The organism is Streptomyces sp. ISL-11, from assembly GCF_018614525.1.
Taxonomy (GTDB): Bacteria; Actinomycetota; Actinomycetes; order Streptomycetales; family Streptomycetaceae; genus Streptomyces.
In genome coordinates this window covers 1-21230 of the sequence record NZ_JAGGOL010000007.1, presented here as the reverse complement: position 1 = coordinate 21230, position 21230 = coordinate 1, and the positions used below count along the sequence as shown (strand labels likewise).

Here is a 21230-nt window from a genome sequence, read left to right as displayed (position 1 = left end):
GCCCTTGCGCGTGCGCGGCGTTCACAGCGCCAGGTGCATGATGTGCAGCCCGGTGTAACTGCCGTCGGGGAGCCGGTATCCCTCGGGGAGCGTGCCGATGACGGTGAAGCCGAGCGATTTCCACAGGGCGACCGCGCGGGTGTTGGTCTCGACGACGGCGTTGAATTGCATGGCGCGGTAGCCCTCGGCGCGGGCCCAGGCGAGGGTCTCCTCGCCGAGGGCCCGGCCGACGCCGCGGCCGGAGTGTTCGGGCCGGACCATGAAGCTGGCGCTGGCGATGTGGGAGGCGGGGCCCATGTGGTTGGGGTTCATCTTGGCGGTGCCCAGGAACGTACCGTCGTCGTCGACCGCCACCACCGTGCGGGAGGGCGCGGTGAGCATCCACATCTCGCGGGCGTGGTCCTCGCCGATGTCCCGGGGGAAGGTGTAGGTCCGGCCGGCGGCGGCGACCTCGCGGACGAGGGGCCAGATGGCGGGCCAGTCGGCGGCGTGGGCGTCCCTGATTCTCATGTGGCCCAGCTTGCGGCCCGTGGTGGGGCGGCGCGAATGATTTTCCGCCGCGACCGGCGGACGAGCCGCCCGCCTCGGTGCCGGTTCGGACGGGCGGCCTATTCGTCGGCCTCGTACGTCCTCAGGTGGTGGCGCCGCTCGGCCTCGGCGTCGGCCTCGGTGGCCCGGCCCGGGTCGCCGGCCGGGGTCGCGTGCTTGGGGGCGGCGGTGGTGACCATGAGCCAGCCGACGGCGGCGGCGAGGAGCATGATGCCGGCGCCCCACGCGATGGCGATGTGGAAGCCGTGGACGACACCGGTCCTGACGATGTGGTCGCGGACGGCCGGGGTGAGCCGGCCGCCGTTGCCCGCGGCGGCGGCCGTGAGACGGCCGGTGATGTACGTGGCGCTGGCGCTGGTCGCGATGGTGTTGAGGAGCGCGGTGCCGATGGAACCGCCGACCTGCTGGGCGGTGTTGACGGTGGCCGAGGTGACGCCGGAGTCCCGCGGTGCGACGCCGGAGGTGGCGGTGGCCATGACGGGCATGAAGATCAGGCCCATGCCGAGGCCGACGAGGAGTTCGGCGGGCAGGACGTGGGAGACGTAGGCCGGTTCGACGGGCAGGAAGGTCAGCAGGAAGAGACCGGAGGCGGCGAGGACGGCTCCGGGCGCCATCAGGGCGCGCGGCGGCACATGGCTCATCAGCCGGGCGGATATCTGCGTCGAGGCGACGACGATGGCGGCGGTCATCGGCAGGAACGCCAGGCCCGTCCGGACCGGGGAGTAGCCGAGGACGACCTGCAGGTAGTAGGTCATGAACAGGAACATGCCGAACATCGCGATGACGGCGAGTCCCATCACCAGGAACGCGCCGGCGCGGTTGCGGTCGCGGATGACGTGCGGCGGCAGCAGGGGGCTGCGGGCCCGCGTCTGCCACCAGGTGAACAGGCCGAGCAGCGCGGCGCCGCCGCACAGCAGGGCCAGGACGAGCGTGTCGCCCCAGCCGCGCGGCCGGGCCTCGCTGCACCCGTAGACGATGGCGACGAGTCCGCCGCAGCCGAGGACGACGCCGGGGAGGTCCAGGCGCGGCCGGCCCGCACCGCGCCGGCGGTCGTCGTGGAGGAAGACCAGGGCGCCGAGGAGGGCGGCGAGCGCGATGGGGATGTTGACGTAGAGACACCAGCGTCAGTCGAGGTACTCGGTGAGCAGGCCGCCCGCGATCAGTCCGATGGCGGCGCCACCGCCCGCGATCGCGCCGTAGATGCCGAACGCCTTGCCGCGCTCCTTGATGTCGGTGAACGTCGTGGTCAGCAGCGACAGGGCGGAGGGGGCGAGCAGCGCGCCGAAGACGCCCTGGAGGGCGCGGGCCATGAACAGCAGGCCGGAGGTGTGGGCGGCGCCGCCGAGCGCGGAGGCACCGGCGAAGCCGACCAGGCCGACCGTGAAGGTGAGCTTGCGGCCGACCAGGTCGGCGATCTTGCCGCCGAGGAGCAGCAGGCCGCCGAAGGCGAGGGTGTAGGCGGTGATGACCCACTGCCGGTTGCCGTCGGACATGTGGAGGTCGCGCTGGGCGGAGGGGAGGGCGATGTTCACGACCGTCGCGTCGAGGACGACCATGAGCTGGGCGGTGGCGATGACGACGAGGCCCCACCAGCGGCGGGGGTCGGATCCGGGTTCCGGGGGAGCGGTGGCGGAGGGAGGTATCGGACCGGTGTTCGTGGAGCTCATCGGAACCTGCTCTCGCGTCCGAGGGCGTGCGGAAACCGCATTCCAGCGTAGGCGGTGTCCGGCGGGTCATGTGAGCGGTCGGCTGCGGACCGTGTCGTGCGCACCACCGCTGTGCGGTGGTGTCCTCAAGCGCCGGACGGGCTGCTGTGCTGTGTCCTCAAGCGCCGGACAGGCTGCTGTGCTGTGTCCTCAACCGCCGGACGGGCTGAAAGCGGCTGAGCCCAGCCAAATCAAGCCCGTCTGGGGGCACCTCCCAGCGGTAGCTGGGGGAGATTGAGGACGCGCCCGCAGGGCGCCCGCCGCCGCAGGCGGCAAAGACGGCCCGCCCCGCCGCAGGCGGCCCGGCGGCAAACGACGGCCCGCAGCCGAAGATCCGGCACTCCAGCCTAGGCCCATCGGGCGAGGCCCGCTCCCGCGGCGTTACGGGATGAGAACGACCTTCCCGACCGTGCCGCGCGTCTCCAGCGCCCGGTGGGCCGCCGCGGCCTCGGCGAGGCGGAAGCGGGTGACGAGCGGGGTGACGTGCCCGGCGGCCGCCTGGGCGAGGGACTCCGCCTGGGCCCGCTGCATCCCCTCCGGCCCGCCGAGCCGCGCGATCATGGGCGGGCCGAGCACGCTGCGCGAGGTGATGGAGCGGGCGGCGAGCTCGTCGGGGTCGAGGACCAGGGGCTTGCCGTCGGAGCCGGCCGAGGACCAGCCGAAGATCAGGTGGCTGCCGCCGGGGCCGAGCAGGCCGACGGCGGCGCGGGCCGCCTCGCCGCCGACCCCGTCGAAGACGACGGTGGCGGCGCGGCCGCCGAGGGCGGCGCGGGCCTTCTCCGGCCAGGCCGGGTCGGTGTAGTCCAGGGCGATGTCGGCGCCGAGCCCGCGGACCCGTTCGGTCTTGGCGGCGCCGCCGGCGAGCCCGACGACGGTGGCGCCCGCGTTCTTCGCGTACTGCACGAGCAGCGCGCCGAGGCCGCCGGCGGCGGCCGGGATCACGGCGACGGAGTCGGCGGACAGGTCGGCGAAGGAGAGGACGCCGAGGGCCATGCGGCCGGTGCCGACCATGGCGACGGCGTGGTCGGCGGACATGCCGTCCGGCACGGGGTGCAGCTTGGCGGCGTCGGCGACGGCCAGCTCGGCGTAGCCGCCGGGTGCCATGCCCAGGTGCGTGACGACGCGGCGCCCGAGCCAGGCGGGATCGGTGCCCTCGCCGAGGGCGTCGACCGTGCCCGCGACCTCGCGCCCGGGAATGGTGGGCAGCGGGGGGAGCTCGTACGGACCCTTGGGGTCGCCGTTGCGGAGGCTGGTGTCGACGAGGTGGACGCCGGCGGCCTCCACGGCGATCCGCACCTGGCCCGGGCCCGGTGCCGGGTCGTCGGCGGGCTCGTAGGAGAGGTTCTCGGCGGGGCCGAAGGCGTGGAGTCGGACGGCGTGCATGGTGCGCTCCTCCGGGGCGGGGAAGGGGGAAGGCGGGCGGCCGGCGGTGCGGCTGCGGTGATCCCTGGACACCTTGAGTCTTCAACCTCGACCGCGGTCGAGGTCAAGGCATTGTCAGTGCACTGTGCCACGGTGGACGCATGGAGACGCGCGGCGGCACACAGGGCGGGAAGAAGACGGCACGGAAGGCGTCCCCGACGGCCAGGGTCCCGGAGGTGCGGCTGCCTCCGCTGCGGCCGTTCGGGGGAGCGGGCCTGGAGCCGGAGGGGGACTACGACGGCCTGGACTTCACCGAGTGCGACTTCGCCGGGCAGGCGGCCCGGGGCGCCCGCTTCCTGGACTGCGGCCTCTTCCGGTGTGCCCTGGACGAGGCGCGGCTGAGCCGCGCGCGGTTCGTGGACTGCGTCCTGGACGGCGTCCGCGGGGTCGGTACGGACCTGGCGGAGGCGGGTCTGCGCGATGTGGAGGTGCGCGACGCCCGGCTCGGCGGCACCCAGCTGCACGGCGCGGTCCTGGAGCGGGTCCTGGTGCGCGGCGGCAAGATCGACTACTTGAATCTGCGCAAGGCGAAGCTGAAGGACGTGACGTTCGAGGGCTGTGTGCTCTCGGAGGCGGACTTCGGCGGGGCGAGCCTGGAGCGGGTCGTCTTCCGCGACTGCGTGCTGCGCCGGGCCGACTTCACGGCCGTGCGGATGAAGGACGTGGATCTGCGGGCGGTCGGCGAGCTGGACATCGCCCGGGGGGTCGAGGGGCTGTCGGGCGCGGTGATCAGCCCGTCGCAACTGCTGGATCTCGCCCCCGCGTTCGCCGCGCAGATAGGCGTACGGGTGGAGGAGCCCGCGGGATGACCGCGCCACGGGTCCGGGTGGGTCACACGCGCGGGAAGCGGCTCTGCAGGTTCCAGATGACCGGGTTGTCGGCGAGGCCGTCGTGCATGTCGGACAGGTCGGCGATCAGGTCGTGGAGGAAGTCGCGGGCCTCGCGGCGCAGTGCCCGGTGGTTGAAGGACAGCGGCGGCTCGTCCGCCGGCATCCAGTCGGCGGAGACCTCCACCCAGCCGAAGCGGCGCTCGAAGAGCATGCAGTCCGTGGACTCCGTGAAGTCCAGCTCGGCGAACTGCGCGACCGACGCGCGGTTGCCGCGGGGGTCCCGGTCGACCTGCTCGAGGACGTCGCACAGCGCCCAGGCGAAGTCCAGGACCGGCACCCATCCCCAGGCTGTGGACAGCTCGCGGTCGCTCTTCACGTCCGCGAGGTAGACGTCGCCGCAGAACAGGTCGTGCCGCAGGGTCCGCACGTCGGCGGTGCGGTAGTCCGTCTGCGGGGGGTCGGGGAAGCGGCGCGAAAGCGAGTAGCCGAGGTCGATCACGCTTCGATGGTGTCACGGCTGCCGGGCAGGTGCGTAAACGTGTACGAGCCCGTGCCCTCGCCCGGTGGAGGCGGGCGAGGGCACGGGCCGTGATCCTTCTTCCGGGAGAACCGGAGAACCGGAGGATCAGAGGAGAAGCGTTACTTCACGTTGATCGCGGTCCAGGCGGCGGCGACCGTCTTGTACTCCGTGCTGGTGGAGCCGTAGAGGTCGGCCGTGGCCTTCAGGGTGCCGGCGCGGGCGGCCTTGTAGTTGGTGGTGGAGGTGAAGTACGTGGTCAGGGCCTTGTACCAGATCTTGGTGGCCTTGTCCCGGCCGATGCCGGTGACCTTGGAGCTGTTGTAGGTGGGGCTGTTGTAGCTCACACCATTGATCGTCTTCGCGCCGCTGCCCTCGGACAGCAGGTAGAAGAAGTGGTTGGCCGGGCCCGACGAGTAGTGGACGTCGTTGTTGCCGAGGCTGGAGGACCAGTAGTCCTTCGAGCCGCCGTCCTTGCTCGGCTTGTCCATGTAGCGCAGCGGGGTGCCGTCGCCGTTGATGTCGATCTTCTCGCCGATGAGGTAGTCGCCCACGTCGGTCGAGTTGTTCGCGTAGAACTCGGCGGCGGTGCCGAAGATGTCGGACGTCGCCTCGTTCAGGCCGCCGGACTCGCCGCTGTAGTTCAGGTTGGCGGTCGCCGAGGTGACGCCGTGGCTCATCTCGTGGGCGGCCACGTCGAGGGAGGTCAGCGGGTTGGCGTTGTTCTCACCGTCGCCGTAGGTCATGCAGAAGCACTCGTCGTCCCAGAAGGCGTTGACGTAGCCGTTGCCGTAGTGGACGCGGGAGTACGCGGCCTGGCCGTCGTTCTTGATGCCGGTGCGGCCCAGCACGTTCTTGTAGAAGTCCCAGGTCACGGCCGCGCCGTAGTGGGCGTCGACGCCGGCGGTCTGGCGGCCGCCGCCCCAGACGTCGTCGGAGTCGGTGTAGAGCGCGCCGGTGCCGCTGGTGCCCTGGTTCAGGTCGTACGTCTTGTGGCCGCCGCGGGCGGCGTCGGTCAGCGTGAAGCCGGAGGCGCCCTTGGTGGTGGTCAGCGACACCTTGCCGCTGTAGGTGCTGGTGCCCGTGCCGGTGTGGACGCCCTCGCGCTGGAAGAGCTTCTTGCCGGTGGCCGCGTCCGTGATCACGTGCAGCTTGCTCGGCGTGCCGTCCTTCTGGACGCCGGTGACGACGGTCTCGTACGCCAGGACCGGCTTGCCGCTCGCGGCCCAGATGACCTTGCGCGGGGCCTGGGTGTCGGCCTTGGCCGTCTTCTCCTCGGCGGCGGCGCTCAGGGCGCTCTTCTTCGCCGCGGCGGGGGCCTGGGCCGGGGTGGTGGTGGGCACGGCTATGTCGGCGTCGGTCGCCTTGTCGACGCTGCGCGAGCCGCTCTTGGCCTCGTGGACGACCAGGTCGCCACCGAGGACCGGCAGGCCGTCGAACGTGCGCTCGTAGCGCGTGTGCACCGTGCCGTTGGCGTCCTTGATGACGTCACGGACGACGAGCTTCTCCTTGCCGCCGAGGCCGAGCTTGGCGGCCGTACCGGCCGCGGCGCCCTGGGCGTCCTTGATGGCGGCGACCCGCTGCCCCGCGGACAGCGCCGGCGTCGCACCGCTCGCGCGGTCGGCCGAGGCGCTCGCGGAGCCGCTCTGCACACCGACGACGACCATGGCGGCGGAAGCGACCAGGGCGGCGGCACGCAGGGTGTTCTTGCGGGAGGTGGAGGTGATGCTTCTCAACTCTGACTCCTAATGCTGGCCGTGAAATCACGGCCGTCTATGGGGGGTTGGGGCAGCCGGGGTGGCCGGCAGCCCGGTGGAGCACGGTGAAGCCTGGGTGTTGCTCAAGTGATGCAGGAGCGAATTGAGGAGAGAGTGCCACTGATTGACCGACATTGACAGGGGCGCAACAAGGATTTGATCTGCCGTTCTCCGATGAGCGGTGGATTGATTCCGCTATGCGGTGAACTGCGTCCCATTGGTCCGGACTTGGATTGTCTCGGATCGGCGTTCGGGTCCCGCGACGGGGTGCGATTGCATACGGCGGCGTGGGATTGCATGCAATCGGAGGGCCGTCCGGGAGCCGACGCGGACGGGGCGACGGGTGTAATCGCCGATAACCGGGCTCAGTTGGCCAACTTACCGGAAGGTGGAATTCCGGGAGTCGTGAGGGGTCCCGTCAGGGGAGCAGTCGCTGTTCCTTCGCGACGGCGACCGCGCCCGCCCGGGTGTCGACCCCCAACTTGTCGTAGATGCGCCCCAGATGCGTCTTCACCGTCGCCTCGCTGATGAACAACGCGCGGGCGATCTCACGGTTCCCGAGTCCGCGGGCGAGCTGCCCGAGGATGTCACGTTCCCGCTCGGTGAGCGAGGGCCTCCCCGCGCCGCGCATCCGCGCCATCACCCGGCCGGCGACCGGCGGCGACAGTGCCGTACGCCCCTCGGCCGCCGCCCGGATTGCCGAGAACAGCTCCTCCGGCCGCTCCGCCTTCAGCAGATAGCCGGTCGCCCCCGCGTCGATCGCCCGGGTGATGTCGGCGTCCGTGTCGTACGTCGTCAGCACCAGGACGTACGGCCCGCCCGGCCTGCCCCCGCCGGCCCGGGCGGCGGCCCCGGCGACGATGCGACGGGTGGCCTCGATGCCGTCCATACCCGCTCCGAGCTGGAGGTCCATCAGCACCACGGCCGGCCGCAGCCGCGCCGCCAGCGCGACCGCCTCCTCGCCGGTGCCCGCCTCGCCGACGACCTCGACGCCGGGCGCGCTGCCCAGCAGGGCGAGCAGTCCGGCCCGTACGACGGCGTGGTCGTCGCAGAGCAGCACGCGCACGGGAGCGGACTCGGGGGATGGCTGGTTCACGGCGTCTCCACGGGTGCGGACAGCGGGATGGCGGCGGAGAGCACGGTGCCCTCGCCGGGCGCCGATTCCACGGCCAGGGTGCCGCCGAGCCGGCGGACCCGGACCCGTATGGCCGGCAGACCGTGCCCGCGCTCCGCGCCACCGGTGGCGGGCGCGGCCGGCACGAAGCCGCGCCCGTCGTCGGCGACGTCCAGCACCACCTGGTCACCCAGATAGCTGAGCGTGAGGGCGGCCGTGGTGGCGCCGGCGTGCTCGCGCACGTTCGCCAGGGCGCCCTGGGCGATCCGCAGCAGCGCCGACCGCACCGGCTCGGGCAGTGGCACCGGCGCGCCCTCGACGTGGAAGCGCACGGCCGGCCCCGGGGCGGCCGCCGCCCCGGGATCCGTTCCCCCGGTGGCCGCAGTCCCCGCGAACGCCGTCCCGGCGAGCGCCCGCAGCGCGTCCTCCAGCCGCGCCCCGCCGTCGAACTGCGGCGGCGCCAGGTCGTGGACGAACCGCCGGGCCTCGGCCAGGCCGCGGGCGGCGATGTCCCCGGCCGTACGGACGTGCCGGCGCGCGGCCGCCGGGTCGGACTCCCAGCTGCGGTCCGCCGCCTGGAGCAGCATCCGCTGGCTGGACAGCCCCTGCGCGAGGGTGTCGTGGATCTCCATGGACAGCCGCTGCCGCTCGGCGAGGGTGCCCTCGCGCCGTTCCGTGGCCGCCAGTTCGCGGCGGGTGCGCAGCAGGTCCTCGATCAGGGCGCGCTGCCGGGCCGACTGCCGCTGGGTGTGCAGGAAGACGGCGGTCGCGATCGCCGCCACGGCGGGCGGAGCCAGGACCAGATTGGGGTCGAACCCGTCGGCGAGGCGCAGTTGGGCCACCACGACGAGCGTGGTGAGGAAGCCGACCAGGGCGAGGGCCGCCCGGGTGGGGAGCGTGCGCAGGCCCGTGAAGAACAGCGGCACCGCGCACCACGCGAAGCTCGGCGCCAGGATCACCAGCACCACCCAGGCCGCGACCACCGCCGCGAGCCAGGGCAGCCGCCGCTGCGGGCCGGCCGGCGGCACGGGACCCAGGACGTAGGGGCCCAGCACGTAGAGCAGGGCCAGCGCCAGGCTGAAGGCGACGATCCACGGGGTGCGGGGCTCGCCGGGATGGCGCAGGAGGAAGCGGGCGAAGGACGCGCCGAGGAGGAGGAAGAACGCGGCGTGCATCACCGCGCCCAGGCCGCGGTCGTCGGGGTCGGTCCGGTCGCCGTCCCTGGCGGAGGCGGTGGCCGTGGCGGGCCGGGGGTGGGGCACGTGCGTCGTCTCCTCGGGAGCGGGGTTCGGTGGGACCGGGGTCCCAGGACCGTCTTAACCCGCGCGGGCCGCCGCCGCATCAGCCGATCGGTCGACCCCCTTGTCGTCCGGCCGGCACCGCGACGGCAGCCGGGAAGGCGATCCCGGGGCGGTGGTCCGCTCCAAGGATGAAGGGGCAGCAGGAATCCACCGCAGAGGAGCCCCCCCATGAACCCGACGCCTTCGTCCCAGCGGCCCGCCCGCACGCTGTCCACCCGCGCCCGCCTGCTCACCGGCGCGGCGGCCGCCACCGTGATCGCGGCCGGCACGTTCGGCGCGGTGGCCGTCGCGGCCACGCCCGCCACCACCCCCGCCGGCGCGCGGACGGCGGCGGGCGGCAACCTGACCCACTCCACCCACCTGACCCTCGAAGCCGCCACCAAGGCGGCCCAGGCCGCGCTGGCCGCCGCCGGGAAGGAGGGCCAGAAGGTCTCCGTCGCGGTCGTCGACCGCGACGGCAGGACGCTGGTGACCCTCCGGGGCGACGGCGCCGGCCCGCAGTCGTACGAGTCGGCCGTGCGCAAGGGCTTCACCGCGGTCTCCTGGAACGCCCCCACCTCCGAGCTCGTCGGGCGCCTGGAGAAGACCCCGAACCTGAAGGACATCCCCAGCACCCTGTTTTTGCCGGGTGGCACTCCGGTGCGGGCCGGCGGTGCGCCGGTCGCGGGCATCGGGGTCGCGGGTGCGCCGAGCGGCGATCTGGACGAGAAGTTCGCGCGGGCCGGGGCGGGGGCGCTCGGCTAGCGGTGCCCGGTCTTCGGCCGCGGGCCGTCCTTGCCGCGTGGCCGCCTGCGGCGGGGCGGGTCGTCTTTGCCGCCTGCGGCGGCGGGCGCCCTGCGGGCGCGTCCTCAATCTCCCCCAGCTACCGCTGGGAGGTGCCCCCAACGGGCTTGATTTGGCTGGGCTCGGCCGAAGCAGCCTGTCCGGCGCTTGAGGACACCACCGCGCAGCGGTGGTGCGCACGCCACGGCCCGCAGCCGCCCGCTCGCATGACCCGCCGGACGCCGCCTAACCTGCCGGGAAGTCGAGAGCGTTGATGAGCGGGGAGCGTATGAGGATCGAGACCTTCGCGGAGGGCGACGTCCCCGCGGGCCTGCGCGCCCGTGCCGGGGCCCTGCGCGAGCAGGCGTGGCCGGGCGGCGGGCCGCACGACCCCGCGCTGAAGCCCGTCGCCATGCTGCTCGTATCGCCGGAGGGCGAGGTGCTCGCGGCGCTCGACATCCTGTCCAAGGAGATCGCCCACGCCGGGCGGCGCTACCGTGCCGCCGGGCTGAGCGCCGTCGTCACGGACGCCGCCCACCGGGGCGAGGGACACGGGCGGCGGCTGGTCGCCGCCGCCCGCGCGACGGTCGGGGCGAGCGGCGCCGACGTGGCCCTCTTCACCTGCGACCGCCCGCTGCGCGGCTTCTACGAGCGGGCGGGCTGGAGCGTCCTGGAGGGCACCGTCCTGATCGGCGGCACGCCCGCGGACCCCTTCCCCAGCGACCGGCCCGGCTTCGACAAGGTCACGCTGGGCGCCTTCCTCACGGCACGGGCGCAGCGGGACGCGGCCGCCTTCCGGCACAGCCGCGTCGGGCTCTACCCGGGCGAGACCGACCGGCTGTGGTGACCGGCGCGCCCCGCCGCGCGGTTACCTCTGCTCGTCGGTGGGCGGCCTGTTGCCGAGCTGGTCGTTGAGCTTCTGCTGCGCCGTGTCGACCTGGCTCTGGTACTTGCTGCCGGTCCTCGCGTCGAACGCGTCTCCGGCCTTCTCGACGCCTTGGCGGGCCTGATCCGGATGTCCCTTGATCAATCCCTTGAGTTTGTCGAGCATGGACATAGCAGTCCTCCTCACGGAACGCCTGACGTCCCCAGCATCGCCGCTTCCCGCCGGGACCGCATCCCCGGCGGGCGGCGCGCGGAGGCCAGAAGGCGGCGCGCGGCGCGGCCCCGAGCCGGGGGAGGTCAGCCGGTGCTCGTGTATCCGCAGTTCCAGCACCGGTACACGCCGTTGCCCATCGACTGCATCATGTTCTGACAATCCGGGCAGGCCAGGGCCAGAGGTGTCATGGGGTGGCCGCGTTCAGCCCCTTCGGGCAGCTGGGGCAGACGCCACGGACGATCACCGGTGACGTGGAGTCGCCGGGGCTCTCCGCCACGACGACCACCTTCAGCGGGTCCCGGCAGTCCGGGCACCGCTCGTACTCGTCGTCCCGGTCGTTGATCGCCGCGGCAAGGATGCGTTCGAGTGAGTCGCCGTCGTCCATGGTGCGTGTGTCCTGTCTCCACGGGTTCCCCTCCTTGGGTACTACGTACCCGCCCCGATGATGCCCAACTCCGCGCCTGATCCAGGGGTTACGCGGCAGGAGGGGCGCCCCCGCCGGGGGCGCCCCTCCCTCACCTCTGTGACGTCCGTCGTCAGACGTTGACACCGAAGTCCTGCGCGATGCCCACGAGGCCGGAGGCGTAGCCCTGGCCGACGGCGCGGAACTTCCAGTCGGCGCCGTTGCGGTAGAGCTCGCCGAAGACCATGGCGGTCTCGGTGGCGGCGTCCTCGCTGAGGTCGTAGCGGGCGATCTCGGCGCCGCCGGCCTGGTTGAGGATGCGGATGTAGGCGTTGCGGACCTGGCCGAAGTTCTGGCTGCGGTTCACGGCGTCGTAGATGGAGACCGGGAAGACGATCTTCTCGACGTCGGCCGGCAGGGCGGCGAGGTTGACGTTGATCTGCTCGTCGTCGCCCTCGCCGGCGCCGGTGACGTTGTCACCGGTGTGGACGATGGACTGGTCCGGCGTCGACTTGTTGTTGAAGAAGACGAAGTGGGCGTCGGAGTAGACCTTGCCCGTGGGGTTCACGGCGATCGCGCTCGCGTCGAGGTCGAAGTCCGTGCCGGTGGTGGTGCGGACGTCCCAGCCGAGGCCGACCGTGACGGCCGTCAGGCCCGGGGCCTCCTTGGTGAGGGAGACGTTGCCGCCCTTGGACAGGCTTACAGCCATGGGGTTTGTCCCTTTCTGAGTGGTACGCGGCACGAGGGCCACCGTCACCCTAGTTAACGCCGTCCAGGGGACCCAGGGTTCCAGGGGTCTTTACTTTCTTTGCCCAATCCTGATGGGAAGTCGCCGGACGCCCGGCGCAAAACGAGGTGACGGCGCCCGCCCCGACGCGGGATCATGGGCGCATGTCCGGTCCCTACGTCATCCGCGGTTCGGTCTCCCTGCCGGAGGCCGAGCTCATGTGGCGTTTCTCGCGTTCCTCCGGCCCCGGCGGCCAGCACGTCAATACGAGCGACAGCCAGGTCGAGCTCCGCTTCGACCTCGCCGCCACCGACGCCCTGCCCGAGGTGTGGAAGGACCGCGCGCTGGGCCGGCTGGCGAACAGGCTGGTCGGCGGCGTGGTGACCGTACGCGCGTCGGAGCACCGTTCGCAGTGGCGCAACCGCGAGACCGCCGCCGTGCGGCTGGCCGCGCTGCTCGCCGAGGCGACGGCCCCGCCGCCGCGCCCCCGGCGGCCCACGAAGATCCCGCGCGGCATCAACGAGCGCCGTCTGCGGCAGAAGAAGCAGCGCGCGGAGACCAAGCGCGGCCGCACCGGACGCGATTGGGGCTGAGCCCCTGGGGGCCGGGGCGCCGGGTCAGCCGAGCTGCCGGTAACGCCCCCGGAAGTACGTCAGCGGTCCGCTCTCCGTGCTCGGCGCCATCGCCGTGAGCACCCTGCCGATCACCAGCGTGTGGTCCCCGGCCACGACCCGCTGTTCGGTCCGGCACTCCAGCGTCGCCAGCGCGCCGCGCACCAGGGGCGCGTCGGACGCCTCCCCCCGCTCGTACGGGATGTCCTCGAACAGCAGCCGGTCGCTGATCCGGCCCTTCATCGCGAACCGGCCGGCGATGTGCCGCTGGCTCTCGGAGAGCACCGACACTGCCCACACCGGACGGCGCTCCAGGAGGTCGTCCATGCGTGAGTCGTTGCGAACGCTCACCATGACGAGCGGCGGGTCCAGGGATACGGACAGGAAGGCCGTCGCCGTCATGCCGATGTCCTCGCCGCGCGGCCCGTGCTCCGGATCGTGGGCGGTCACCAGCACCACGCCGGCGGCGAGGCGGGCGAGTGCGGCACGGAAGTCGTCGGCGCTCACCCCTTCAGCATGGGGTATGGCGCTTGCGTGGGGCGAAGTGGTCTGCAACACGCTGTCACGCTAGCCGCCCGGCCGGGCCGGTCGCATCGGACTTCAGGACCAGACGGGTCCTAGGTCGAAGGGTGCCCGAAGGAGGCCGCAGGCCATGCGAACGGGTCCGGACGGGGCCGGATGAGGCCGGATCGGGGCCGTATGCAGCCGTAGGTCCGAGGGTGGCTCGGCACGCGCGGTGGGACCCCCGACGCGAATGGCCTGAAGACGAATGGCTTGAAGGATCACCCCGGCCCGGGCATCCGATCCGCTCCGGACGACGTCCATACGGGTGTCCATCCGGTTGCCCGTTTGCGTTCACGAAGCATAAGAGCGCACTCGAACGCCAGTAGGAGGAGTCGGTCACGCGCTATGACATGGGTCACAGAGGTCCGCTAATTGTTGACCCTGTGTACCGAGTGGTCAGCTCGCTGTGATTCAGTGGCCGTGGTAAACGGACGACAAGAAGCTTTTGGAGTTGCTGTCGAGGTCTCGGGGGAGAGCGAAGATGGAGACCGAGTCGGAGCCGTATGTCCGCCTGGCCACCTTGCGGGGACTGCATCAGGTGGTCGCCGATCTGAACACGGCGCGCAGCCTCGCGGACACCTTGCAGACCGTCGCGGACGGCGTCATCGCCGGGCTCGGGTACGAGCTCGCGGCGGTCAATCTCGTACGGCCCGACGGTGACCTCGTGGTAGCCGCCGTCGCGGGCAGCGCGGGCGCCGAGGCCCTCATGGCCGGGCGGGTCGGTTCGCGGGTCTCGTGGGAGCGGCGGCTGGCCATGGCCGACCAGTGGGGCTCGCTGCGCTTCATCCCGTACACCGAGGGCTGGGTCCTCGACAACGACGACGTGCCGCAGTGGCACACCGCCGGCCCCGCGCCGCGCTTTCCCGACGAGTGGCACCCCATGGACCGCCTCTTCGCCCCGATGTACACCGCGGGCGCCGCCGGCGGCGAGCTCCTGGGCGTCATATCCGTCGACCGGCCGCGCAACGGCCGTCGCCCGGGCGCCTGGGGACGCGAAGCCCTCCAGATGTACGCCTTCCAGGCCGCGATTGCGATCAGCAACGCTCGCCTACGCGCAAACATGCAACGTGCACTGGTCCGTTTGGAACGCGAGCAGCAAGCCCTGCGCGCCAGTGAGGAAAGCTTTCGGCAAGCCTTCGAGTACGCGCCCAGCGGCATGGCCATCGCGGAGATGGGCGGCGACCAGCACGGCCGGCTGCACCGCACCAATGACGCGCTCTGCCGCCTGCTGGGCCGCTCCGCCTCGCAGATGCGCCGCTACTCCTTCTCCGACCTCGTCCACCCCGAGGACATCGGCACCCTCCTGCGCACCTCCGCCGAGGGCGGCCGGGCCGAACTGCGCCTGGCCCGGCGCGACGGCACGTACGTCTGGGTCTCGCTGCGCAACTCCGTGGTGGCCGACGCCGCCGACGGCCCCCGCTACCTGCTCACCCATGTCGAGGACATCGAGGAGCGCAAGCGCCACGAGCTCCAGCTCGCCCACCGCGCCAGCCACGACTCCCTGACCGGCCTGCCCAACAGCGCCGAGCTGCGCGCCCGCCTCAGCAGCCGGCTGTGCGGCACCCCGCCCGGCAGCGAGCCCCAGCCGGCCGTCGCCGCCGGCCCGTACGGCTGCCTGGAGGGCTTCGCCGAGGTGGAGGGCGCGGCCTACGGGCAGTTCGGTCAGTACGGGCACGGCTTCGGCTCCGACCTGGGCCCCGACTTCCCGCCCGAGCTGGTGCCCGACTGCCCGCCGGACTGCGCGACGGGCGAGTTCGGCGCCGAGCACAGCGGCACGGGCGCCACCTATCCCGGCCATGTGCACACCGTCGCGCCCGACGAGGACGCCGAGGACGACGGGACCAAGGGCCTGGCCGTGCTCTTCTGCGACCTCGACGGCTTCAAGTCGATCAACGACCGGTTCGGGCACCACACGGGTGACGCGGTTCTCATCGAGGTCGCCCGCCGGCTGACCAACGGCGTCCGCGACGGGGACACCGTCGCCCGGCTCGGCGGTGACGAGTTCGTCGTCCTCGCGGACGGGCTGGGCCGGGCCGACGCGGAGGACCTCGCGGTGCGGCTGCGCAGCGCGATCGTCCCGCCGATACGGGTGGAGGGGCGGGCCGTACGGGTCGGGGCGAGTTTCGGCATCGGTTGGGCGGGCTGCGGGATGTCCGCGGACGAGGTGCTGCACTCCGCCGACCAGCGGATGTACGTCGAAAAACGGTCACGGGCCAAGGCGGGACGGCGGGCGGGCTGAGGCCGGTACCAGGGCGTGATACCGCCGTGTCGGGGTAGGCTGCGCCGATGCGGCACCGCCGCCTACCGTGAATCGATCGTGAATTTTTGGCCATCCGGACCGCGTAAACCTCTCCGGGCCGCCCCGGCTCGGCAGCGGCGGTCCAGGACGCGTACGCACGTGGGCGTCGATGGGCAGCACCAGGTTGGGAGTGACAGGGGATGACGGCCGGTAATAACGGCACGGGCACGCCGGAGAAGGACGACCCGTTCGCGCACCTTTACCGCTCGGAGGGCGGTGAGGGGCCCACCGACAGCGGCCCGGCCGCACATCAGCCCGGCGTCCCCCGCACCTCGCACCACCAGGTCCGCCCGGTGGGTTCCCGCCAGTACGGCCAGCAGGCCCAGCGCCCGCAGCAGCCCCCGGCCCCGCACTACGCCGCCCCGGAGACCCTCCCCGGCGGCCAGCAGCCCATCCGCACCGGCGGCCACGGCGGCCACGGCGGCGGCAACGCCCGCCCGAACCGGCGCGGGCTGCTGATCGCGGCCATCGCGGTGGTCGTGGTCGTGGCGGGCGGCATCGGCGCGGCGATGGTGGCGAACAGCGGCGGGGCGAAGGACGAGCAGAAGACGAGCGCGAACGGCGGCGACAACAAGCCGGCGGACGAGCCGAGCAAGAAGGAGAAGGAGCCGGACAAGAAGAAGGAGACGCCCAATCCTTCCGCTGCAGCCCTGCCCAAGCGGGACGCGGCCAGCCTGCGGCTGATCGGCGGCGCGTCCACCTCGACCGACGTCGCGGGCGCCAAGGCCGAGGGCGGCGCGTACGCCGGCATCAACTCCCCGGGCCAGGGTGTCGAATGGGAGGTGGAGGTCCCGAAGGACGGGACGTACCGCCTGAACGTCACCTACGGCGTGCCCGGCAAGGACACCTACCTCGCCGTAGCCGTCAACGGCACGCCCAACAAGCTGCCGATACGCCTGCAGAACCACGGCAACACCAAGGAAGGCGAATGGTCCAGCAACTGGATGACCAGCTGGACCCAGGTCGACCTCAAGCAGGGCAAGAACAAGCTCCTGGCCTCCTGCGCCGCCGGCACCACGTGTGACGTGCACCTCGACCAGGTGCTGATCTCCGCCGGCTGATCAGCCGGCGGCGGCCCGGAGGAACCCCGCCACCGTCTCCGCCATCGCCTCCCGCGCCGGGGCCAGGTACGCGCGCGGGTCGACGGTCGGCGGGTGGGCCTCCAGGAAGGCCCGTACCGTGCCGGTGAAGGCCCTGTTCAGGGCCGTGCCGACGTTGATCTTCGTCATGCCGGCGGCGATCGCGCGGCGGAGTTCCTCGTCCGGGACGCCCGAGGAGCCGTGCAGGACCAGAGGGACCGGCACGGCGTCCCGCAGGGCCGCGATCAGGTCGTGGTCCAGGCTCGCCGTCCGGTCCCGCATCGCGTGGGTGCTGCCCACCGCCACCGCCAAGGCGTCCACGCCCGTGTCGGCGACGTAGGCCGCCGCCTCGGCCGGGTCGGTGCGGACGCCGGGGGTGTGGGCGTCCAGCGGGGGTTCGCCCGCCTTGCCGCCCACCCGGCCCAGCTCCGCTTCCACCCAAATGCCGCGTTCGTGGCCCCAACGGACGGCTTCCGCCGTCGCTTTGACGTTCTCTCCGTAATCCCGTTTCGACGCGTCGAACATGACGGAGCCGAAGCCGTGCGCGTACGCGGAGCGCAGGAGGCCCACCGATTCGACGTGGTCCAGGTGGAGCGCCAGGCGGGCGGCCGACGCCCGTGCCACCGCCGCCGTCGCCGCGGCGATGGGCGCGACGTTCCCGCCGTGGAACCTCACCGCGTTCTCCGAGACCTGCAGGATCGCGTCCCGGCCGGCGGCCTCCGCGCCGGCGGCGATCGCCTCCGCGTGTTCGACGGTGATGACGTTGAAGGCGAGGACCGCCCGCGCGGCGGCCCGCGCCTCGGTGACGAGTTCGCCGGTGCTGACCAGGGGCATGCGGTCTCCTCGATCCGTTGGGGTCACGCTGCCGAGACGGCCACCTTCGGCAGCAGTTCCTCGTACGTCGCCCGGTCGAACTCGCCCGCCGCGGGCGCCAGTACGGTCGCCGCCGACAGCGCCACCGCGCGGGTGATGCGGTCCGGCCAGGACAGGCCGTCCACCCAGCCGGTCAGCAGGCCGGCGACGGCCGAATCGCCCGCGCCCGTCGGGTTGCCGGCGATCCGGCGCGGCGGCGTCGCGCGCCACATGCCGTCGGGCGTGACGGCGAGCATGCCCGCCGGGCCCAGCGACGTGGCCACCGCGTGGGCGCCGCGGCGGCGGGTGTCGAGGGCCGCGCGCAGCGGCTCGGTGGAGCCGGTGAGGGCGGCCAGTTCGTCGATGTTCGGCTTGACGAGGTCGGGGCGGGCGGCGACGCCTCTGCGCAGGGGTTCGCCGCTGGTGTCCAGCAGTACGGGCACGCCGAGCACGCGCGCCTTGCGGACGAGATAGGCGTACGCGCCCACCGGCACCCCCGGCGGCAGGCTGCCGCACAGGGCGACCACCCGGGCTTCCGGCAGGAGGCGCGCGTAGGCGTCGGTGAAGCGGGCCCACTCCTCGGCGGTGACGTCCGGGCCGGGTTCGTTGAGCTGGGTGGTGTCACCCGTGGCGGCGTCCACGACGCCGACCGTGCGGCGCGTGGCGCCGCCGATCGGGACGAGGGCGTCCGCGAGGACCCCGGGGGCGCTCTCGGCGAGGAGCCGGCGCACGGTCTCCCCGGTGACGCCGCCCACGAAGCCGGTGACGACGGTGTCGTAGCGCAACGCGCCCAGCACACGGGCCACGTTCAGGCCCTTGCCGCCCGCGCGCTCGGTGACGGCGGAGACGCGGTGCGAGGCGTGCGGGTGGAGACGGGGGACGCGATAGGTCAGATCGAGCGCGGTGTTGAGCGTGACCGTGAGGATCATCGGCGGCTCTCTCCCATGACCGGGGGCGGTGACCGGAGCGGTGACCGGGGCGGCGTTTACGGCTGTGTGACGGCTGTGTGTCGACCGGACGGGCGACGGCCGCGCCAGCGATCATGCCAAAACAGCGGCGGCAGGCCCAGACCTCCGAACCCACCGCCGTCACCCGATCACCCGTCAAACCCGGGCGAAACTACCGCACTTCCGGACTGATCACCCATTCGCCCTTGCGCATGACGCCCACGAGCTCGTACGACGAATTGAGTACGACCAGGTCCGCGTCCTTGCCCACCTCCAGCGAACCGACGCGGTCGTCGACGCCCAGCAGCCGGGCCGGGTTCGCCGACAGGGCCCGCACGGCGTCCTCGACCGGCAGCCCGTCGACGGTCACCGCGCGCCGGAACGCCGTGTCCAGCGTCAGCGTCGAGCCCGCGATCGAACCCGCCGTCGGCCCGTCGGCGATCCGCGCCACGCCGTCCTTGACCTCGACGCTCATCGGGCCGAGCGGGTACATGCCGTCGGTCATGCCGGCCGCGCCCATCGCGTCCGTGATGAACGCGACCCGGTCCGCGCCCGCCCGCGCGAACGCCAGCTGGAGGACGGCCGGGTGCAGATGCGTACCGTCGTTGATCAGCTCGACCGTAACCCGCTCGTCCTCCAGCAGCGCCGCGATCGGGCCGGGCGCGCGGTGCAGCAGGGGCGGCATCGCGTTGAAGAGGTGGGTGGCGACCGTCGCGCCCGCGTCGATCGCCTCCAGCGTCGCGTCGTACGAGGAGTCGGTGTGCCCGACGGCCGCGACCACGCCCGCGTCGGCGAGCAGCCGGACGGAGTCCAGGCCGCCGGGGAGCTCCGGGGCGAGCGTCATCATGCGGGCCGTGCCGTGCGCGGCGTCGACGAGCTTGCGCACGTCCGCCGGGTCCGGGTCGCGCAGCAGCCCCGGCTGGTGCGCGCCGCAGCGGTGCGGCGAGATGAACGGGCCCTCGAAGTGGATGCCCGCCAGGTCGCCCTGCTGGGTCAGCTCCGCGAGGACGGCCGCCTGCCGGGCCAGGTCGTCGAGGTCGCCGGTGACGGTCGAGGCGACCATGGTGGTCGTGCCGTGCGCGCGGTGCGTACGGATGGCCGTGAGGGCCTCCTCGGCGCTGCCGGAGGAGAAGGACGCGCCGCCGCCGCCGTGCACGTGCATGTCCACGAAGCCGGGGACGATCCAGTGGCCGCCGAGGTCGAGCGCGGGGGTTCGTGGCGCTGTGTTCCCGGTGATACGGCCGTCCTCGACTGTGAGGCTGCCTCCCTCCACGACGCCGGTCGGCAGCACCACGCGGGCGCCGGCGAGAACCGTTCGTTCGACCATCAGGCGGATACCTCCGTGGGAGTGGCGGGCGCGGGCCGCGTCGCGGGCACCTTCGCGGGTCCGTTCACGGGTTCGTTCACTGGTTCGTTCCCGAGCAGGTCCCAGGCGAGCAGGCCCGCGCCCAGGCAGCCGGCGGTGTCCCCCAGAGCCGCGGGGACGATGAGGGGGAGTGTCTGAAAAGTGATGCGCTCCGCGACGGCGGCGCGCAGCGGCGTGAACAAGGTTTCCCCCGCTTCGGCCAGCCCGCCACCGATGATCAGCGTGCGCGGGTCCAGCAGGGTGAGGCCGGTGACCAGCCCGTCGGCGAGGGCCTCGACGGCCTCCCGCCAGACCGCTCGCGCGGTGGCGTCACCCGATGCGACCGCCTTCGCGCAGTCCGCGGCGTCGGCCGTCGCGTCGCCGCTCGCCGCCGCCCACGCGCGGGAGACGGCCGCCGCCGAGGCGAGGGCCTCCAGGCAGCCGCGGCCGCCGCAGCCGCATTCCGGGCCGCCGGGCCGTACGACGATGTGGCCGATCTCGCCCGCACAGCCGTGCGCGCCGGCCTCGATGCGGCCGTCGATGCCGATCGCGCCGGCGATGCCGGTGCCCAGCGGTACGAACAGGAAGCGGTCGGCGTCCCGGCCCGCGCCGATCCGCCCCTCGGCGAGCCCGCCCGTACGGACGTCGTGGCCCAGCGCCACGGGGATGCCGCCGAGCCTGTCGCTCAGCAGGTCGCGCAGGGGCACGTCGCGCCAGCCGAGGTTGGCGGCGTAGACGGCGGTACCGGCCGTCTCGTCGACGATCCCCGGCACGGCGGCGCCGGCGGCGTCGGCGCCGCGGCCGTACCGGCGCCGCCCGAGCTCGTGGAGCTCGGCGGCGAAGTCCAGGATCCCGGCTATGACCGCGTCCGGCCCCCGGTCCCGACCGGTGGGCCGCCTGGCCTCATGGAGAAGCTGGTGGTCGGGGCCGACCAGCGCGGCTTTGATGCCGGTGCCGCCGACGTCGAGGGCGATGACGTGTTTCACGGGGGACAGTGTCGCGCGGATGGGCGCGAAAGGTCTAGTCCACTGGTTCGCAGGCTGCTGCCCCTGCTTTGTCGGGGTGCGGGTGTTTTGCCGGGTGCGGCGCCGTTTCCGCCTTCGGCGGGGGTGGGGGGCGGACCGTCGGTCGGCCCGGTGGGGGCTGGGGCCCGCCTCCGGCGTTGGCGGGTGCGGGCCGCCTCCGCTCCTGGGGAGGGGGTGTTCTCGGGTGCGGGCCGGTGGCCGCCGACGGTGAGCAGCTTGCGGGGGTGGGGTGAGGTGACGTTCCGGTTCACGGGGGGCGGGAGGGTGTGACCCGCCGCGGTAGCGGCGGGCCGTGCCACCGGCCTGCGGTGGGCGACGCGG

At 73.0% G+C, this 21230-nt stretch carries 20 protein-coding genes and 1 pseudogene; 6 read left to right on the top strand and 15 right to left on the bottom strand.

Going from position 1 to position 21230, the window contains the following annotated elements; genetic code table 11:
• Positions 1 to 21: 21 nt before the first annotated feature.
• The 3 genes and pseudogenes from J7E86_RS01535 to J7E86_RS01525 all read right to left on the bottom strand — a co-directional run bounded on the left by J7E86_RS01535 (position 22) and on the right by J7E86_RS01525 (position 3638).
• Positions 22 to 510, bottom strand: a complete 489-nt coding sequence (locus tag J7E86_RS01535; protein WP_215078942.1) for a GNAT family N-acetyltransferase — start codon at positions 508 to 510, stop codon at positions 22 to 24.
• A gap of 98 nt (positions 511 to 608) precedes the next feature.
• Positions 609 to 2216 (bottom strand): annotated as a pseudogene (locus J7E86_RS01530) (MFS transporter).
• Positions 2217 to 2636: 420 nt separating this feature from the next.
• Complete coding sequence (locus tag J7E86_RS01525) at positions 2637 to 3638, bottom strand: zinc-binding dehydrogenase (RefSeq protein WP_215078934.1); 1002 nt, start codon at positions 3636 to 3638, stop codon at positions 2637 to 2639.
• A gap of 140 nt (positions 3639 to 3778) precedes the next feature.
• Here J7E86_RS01525 and J7E86_RS01520 point away from each other — a divergent pair, with 140 nt between their 5' ends.
• Positions 3779 to 4486, top strand: a complete 708-nt coding sequence (locus J7E86_RS01520) for a pentapeptide repeat-containing protein (RefSeq protein WP_215078932.1) — start codon at positions 3779 to 3781, stop codon at positions 4484 to 4486.
• Positions 4487 to 4508: 22 nt separating this feature from the next.
• On the opposite strand, the gene J7E86_RS01515 is transcribed toward J7E86_RS01520, so the two are convergent.
• The 4 genes from J7E86_RS01515 to J7E86_RS01500 form a co-directional block, all read right to left on the bottom strand.
• Positions 4509 to 5006 carry a hypothetical protein gene (locus tag J7E86_RS01515; RefSeq protein ID WP_215078930.1) on the bottom strand — a complete coding sequence of 166 codons (498 nt, stop codon included), beginning with the start codon at positions 5004 to 5006 and terminating at the stop codon, positions 4509 to 4511.
• Positions 5007 to 5146: 140 nt separating this feature from the next.
• On the bottom strand, positions 5147 to 6760 hold the full coding sequence (locus tag J7E86_RS01510) for a M4 family metallopeptidase (protein ID WP_215078928.1): 1614 nt from the start codon (positions 6758 to 6760) through the stop codon (positions 5147 to 5149).
• Between the two features lie 439 nt (positions 6761 to 7199).
• Positions 7200 to 7877, bottom strand: a complete 678-nt coding sequence (locus tag J7E86_RS01505; RefSeq protein ID WP_308312431.1) for a response regulator transcription factor — start codon at positions 7875 to 7877, stop codon at positions 7200 to 7202.
• Complete coding sequence (locus J7E86_RS01500; protein ID WP_215078953.1) at positions 7874 to 9070, bottom strand: sensor histidine kinase; 1197 nt, start codon at positions 9068 to 9070, stop codon at positions 7874 to 7876. The genes J7E86_RS01505 and J7E86_RS01500 overlap by 4 nt, the downstream gene beginning before the upstream one ends.
• 294 nt (positions 9071 to 9364) lie before the next feature.
• Between J7E86_RS01500 and J7E86_RS01495 the strand changes: the two genes are divergently transcribed.
• Both J7E86_RS01495 and J7E86_RS01490 read left to right on the top strand, forming a co-directional pair.
• Positions 9365 to 9940 (top strand): heme-binding protein, encoded by a 576-nt coding sequence (locus J7E86_RS01495; RefSeq protein ID WP_215078926.1) that lies wholly within the window; start codon positions 9365 to 9367, stop codon positions 9938 to 9940.
• A gap of 307 nt (positions 9941 to 10247) precedes the next feature.
• The gene (locus J7E86_RS01490; protein ID WP_215078925.1) at positions 10248 to 10805 is read left to right on the top strand and encodes a GNAT family N-acetyltransferase; all 558 of its coding nucleotides are present in this window, start codon (positions 10248 to 10250) and stop codon (positions 10803 to 10805) included.
• Positions 10806 to 10826: 21 nt separating this feature from the next.
• Here J7E86_RS01490 and J7E86_RS01485 read toward each other — a convergent pair whose 3' ends face one another.
• The 3 genes from J7E86_RS01485 to J7E86_RS01475 all read right to left on the bottom strand — a co-directional run bounded on the left by J7E86_RS01485 (position 10827) and on the right by J7E86_RS01475 (position 12169).
• The gene (locus tag J7E86_RS01485; RefSeq protein WP_215078923.1) at positions 10827 to 11015 is read right to left on the bottom strand and encodes an antitoxin; all 189 of its coding nucleotides are present in this window, start codon (positions 11013 to 11015) and stop codon (positions 10827 to 10829) included.
• A 226-nt stretch (positions 11016 to 11241) separates the two neighbouring features.
• A complete protein-coding gene (locus J7E86_RS01480; RefSeq protein ID WP_215078921.1) occupies positions 11242 to 11442 on the bottom strand; it encodes a hypothetical protein in 201 nt (66 codons plus the stop codon).
• Between the two features lie 151 nt (positions 11443 to 11593).
• Positions 11594 to 12169: a TerD family protein gene (locus J7E86_RS01475; protein WP_102917969.1), complete on the bottom strand. Its 576-nt coding sequence runs from the start codon at positions 12167 to 12169 to the stop codon at positions 11594 to 11596.
• A 182-nt stretch (positions 12170 to 12351) separates the two neighbouring features.
• Here J7E86_RS01475 and arfB point away from each other — a divergent pair, with 182 nt between their 5' ends.
• Positions 12352 to 12780 (top strand): alternative ribosome rescue aminoacyl-tRNA hydrolase ArfB, encoded by a 429-nt coding sequence (arfB, locus tag J7E86_RS01470; RefSeq protein WP_215078919.1) that lies wholly within the window; start codon positions 12352 to 12354, stop codon positions 12778 to 12780.
• Positions 12781 to 12804: 24 nt separating this feature from the next.
• On the opposite strand, the gene J7E86_RS01465 is transcribed toward arfB, so the two are convergent.
• A complete protein-coding gene (locus J7E86_RS01465; protein WP_374223751.1) occupies positions 12805 to 13356 on the bottom strand; it encodes a flavin reductase family protein in 552 nt (183 codons plus the stop codon).
• 487 nt (positions 13357 to 13843) lie between these two features.
• Here J7E86_RS01465 and cdgB point away from each other — a divergent pair, with 487 nt between their 5' ends.
• Positions 13844 to 15601 carry a diguanylate cyclase CdgB gene (cdgB, locus tag J7E86_RS01460; RefSeq protein WP_215078915.1) on the top strand — a complete coding sequence of 586 codons (1758 nt, stop codon included), beginning with the start codon at positions 13844 to 13846 and terminating at the stop codon, positions 15599 to 15601.
• Positions 15602 to 15801: 200 nt separating this feature from the next.
• Positions 15802 to 16722: a carbohydrate-binding protein gene (locus J7E86_RS01455; RefSeq protein WP_215078906.1), complete on the top strand. Its 921-nt coding sequence runs from the start codon at positions 15802 to 15804 to the stop codon at positions 16720 to 16722.
• Here the strand turns inward: J7E86_RS01455 and J7E86_RS01450 are convergent, their stop codons facing one another.
• From J7E86_RS01450 to J7E86_RS01435, 4 genes are all read right to left on the bottom strand, one after another.
• A complete protein-coding gene (locus J7E86_RS01450) occupies positions 16723 to 17574 on the bottom strand; it encodes a class II fructose-bisphosphate aldolase (protein WP_215078904.1) in 852 nt (283 codons plus the stop codon).
• Between the two features lie 23 nt (positions 17575 to 17597).
• Entirely contained in the window at positions 17598 to 18521 is a 924-nt protein-coding gene (locus J7E86_RS01445; protein ID WP_215078902.1) for a 1-phosphofructokinase family hexose kinase, read from the bottom strand.
• 190 nt (positions 18522 to 18711) lie between these two features.
• Positions 18712 to 19866, bottom strand: coding sequence for an N-acetylglucosamine-6-phosphate deacetylase (gene nagA, locus J7E86_RS01440; protein WP_215078900.1), 1155 nt, complete (start codon positions 19864 to 19866; stop codon positions 18712 to 18714).
• A complete protein-coding gene (locus J7E86_RS01435) occupies positions 19866 to 20870 on the bottom strand; it encodes an ROK family protein (protein WP_215078898.1) in 1005 nt (334 codons plus the stop codon). The genes nagA and J7E86_RS01435 overlap by 1 nt, the downstream gene beginning before the upstream one ends.
• Between the last annotated feature and the right edge of the window lie 360 nt (positions 20871 to 21230).

What these genes read in the sequence shown, in the direction of transcription:
- cdgB (WP_215078915.1), top strand. Translation starts at nt 13,844, where the DNA reads ATGGAGACCGAGTCGGAGCCGTATGTCCGCCTGGCCACCTTGCGGGGA.
- J7E86_RS01445 (WP_215078902.1), bottom strand. Translation starts at nt 18,521, where the DNA reads ATGATCCTCACGGTCACGCTCAACACCGCGCTCGATCTGACCTATCGC.
- arfB (WP_215078919.1), top strand. Translation starts at nt 12,352, where the DNA reads ATGTCCGGTCCCTACGTCATCCGCGGTTCGGTCTCCCTGCCGGAGGCC.
- J7E86_RS01535 (WP_215078942.1), bottom strand. Translation starts at nt 510, where the DNA reads ATGAGAATCAGGGACGCCCACGCCGCCGACTGGCCCGCCATCTGGCCC.
- J7E86_RS01455 (WP_215078906.1), top strand. Translation starts at nt 15,802, where the DNA reads ATGACGGCCGGTAATAACGGCACGGGCACGCCGGAGAAGGACGACCCG.
- J7E86_RS01490 (WP_215078925.1), top strand. Translation starts at nt 10,248, where the DNA reads ATGAGGATCGAGACCTTCGCGGAGGGCGACGTCCCCGCGGGCCTGCGC.
- J7E86_RS01500 (WP_215078953.1), bottom strand. Translation starts at nt 9,070, where the DNA reads ATGCACGCCGCGTTCTTCCTCCTCCTCGGCGCGTCCTTCGCCCGCTTC.
- J7E86_RS01450 (WP_215078904.1), bottom strand. Translation starts at nt 17,574, where the DNA reads ATGCCCCTGGTCAGCACCGGCGAACTCGTCACCGAGGCGCGGGCCGCC.
- J7E86_RS01485 (WP_215078923.1), bottom strand. Translation starts at nt 11,015, where the DNA reads ATGTCCATGCTCGACAAACTCAAGGGATTGATCAAGGGACATCCGGAT.
- nagA (WP_215078900.1), bottom strand. Translation starts at nt 19,866, where the DNA reads ATGGTCGAACGAACGGTTCTCGCCGGCGCCCGCGTGGTGCTGCCGACC.
- J7E86_RS01525 (WP_215078934.1), bottom strand. Translation starts at nt 3,638, where the DNA reads ATGCACGCCGTCCGACTCCACGCCTTCGGCCCCGCCGAGAACCTCTCC.
- J7E86_RS01475 (WP_102917969.1), bottom strand. Translation starts at nt 12,169, where the DNA reads ATGGCTGTAAGCCTGTCCAAGGGCGGCAACGTCTCCCTCACCAAGGAG.
- J7E86_RS01520 (WP_215078932.1), top strand. Translation starts at nt 3,779, where the DNA reads ATGGAGACGCGCGGCGGCACACAGGGCGGGAAGAAGACGGCACGGAAG.
- J7E86_RS01480 (WP_215078921.1), bottom strand. Translation starts at nt 11,442, where the DNA reads ATGGACGACGGCGACTCACTCGAACGCATCCTTGCCGCGGCGATCAAC.
- J7E86_RS01495 (WP_215078926.1), top strand. Translation starts at nt 9,365, where the DNA reads ATGAACCCGACGCCTTCGTCCCAGCGGCCCGCCCGCACGCTGTCCACC.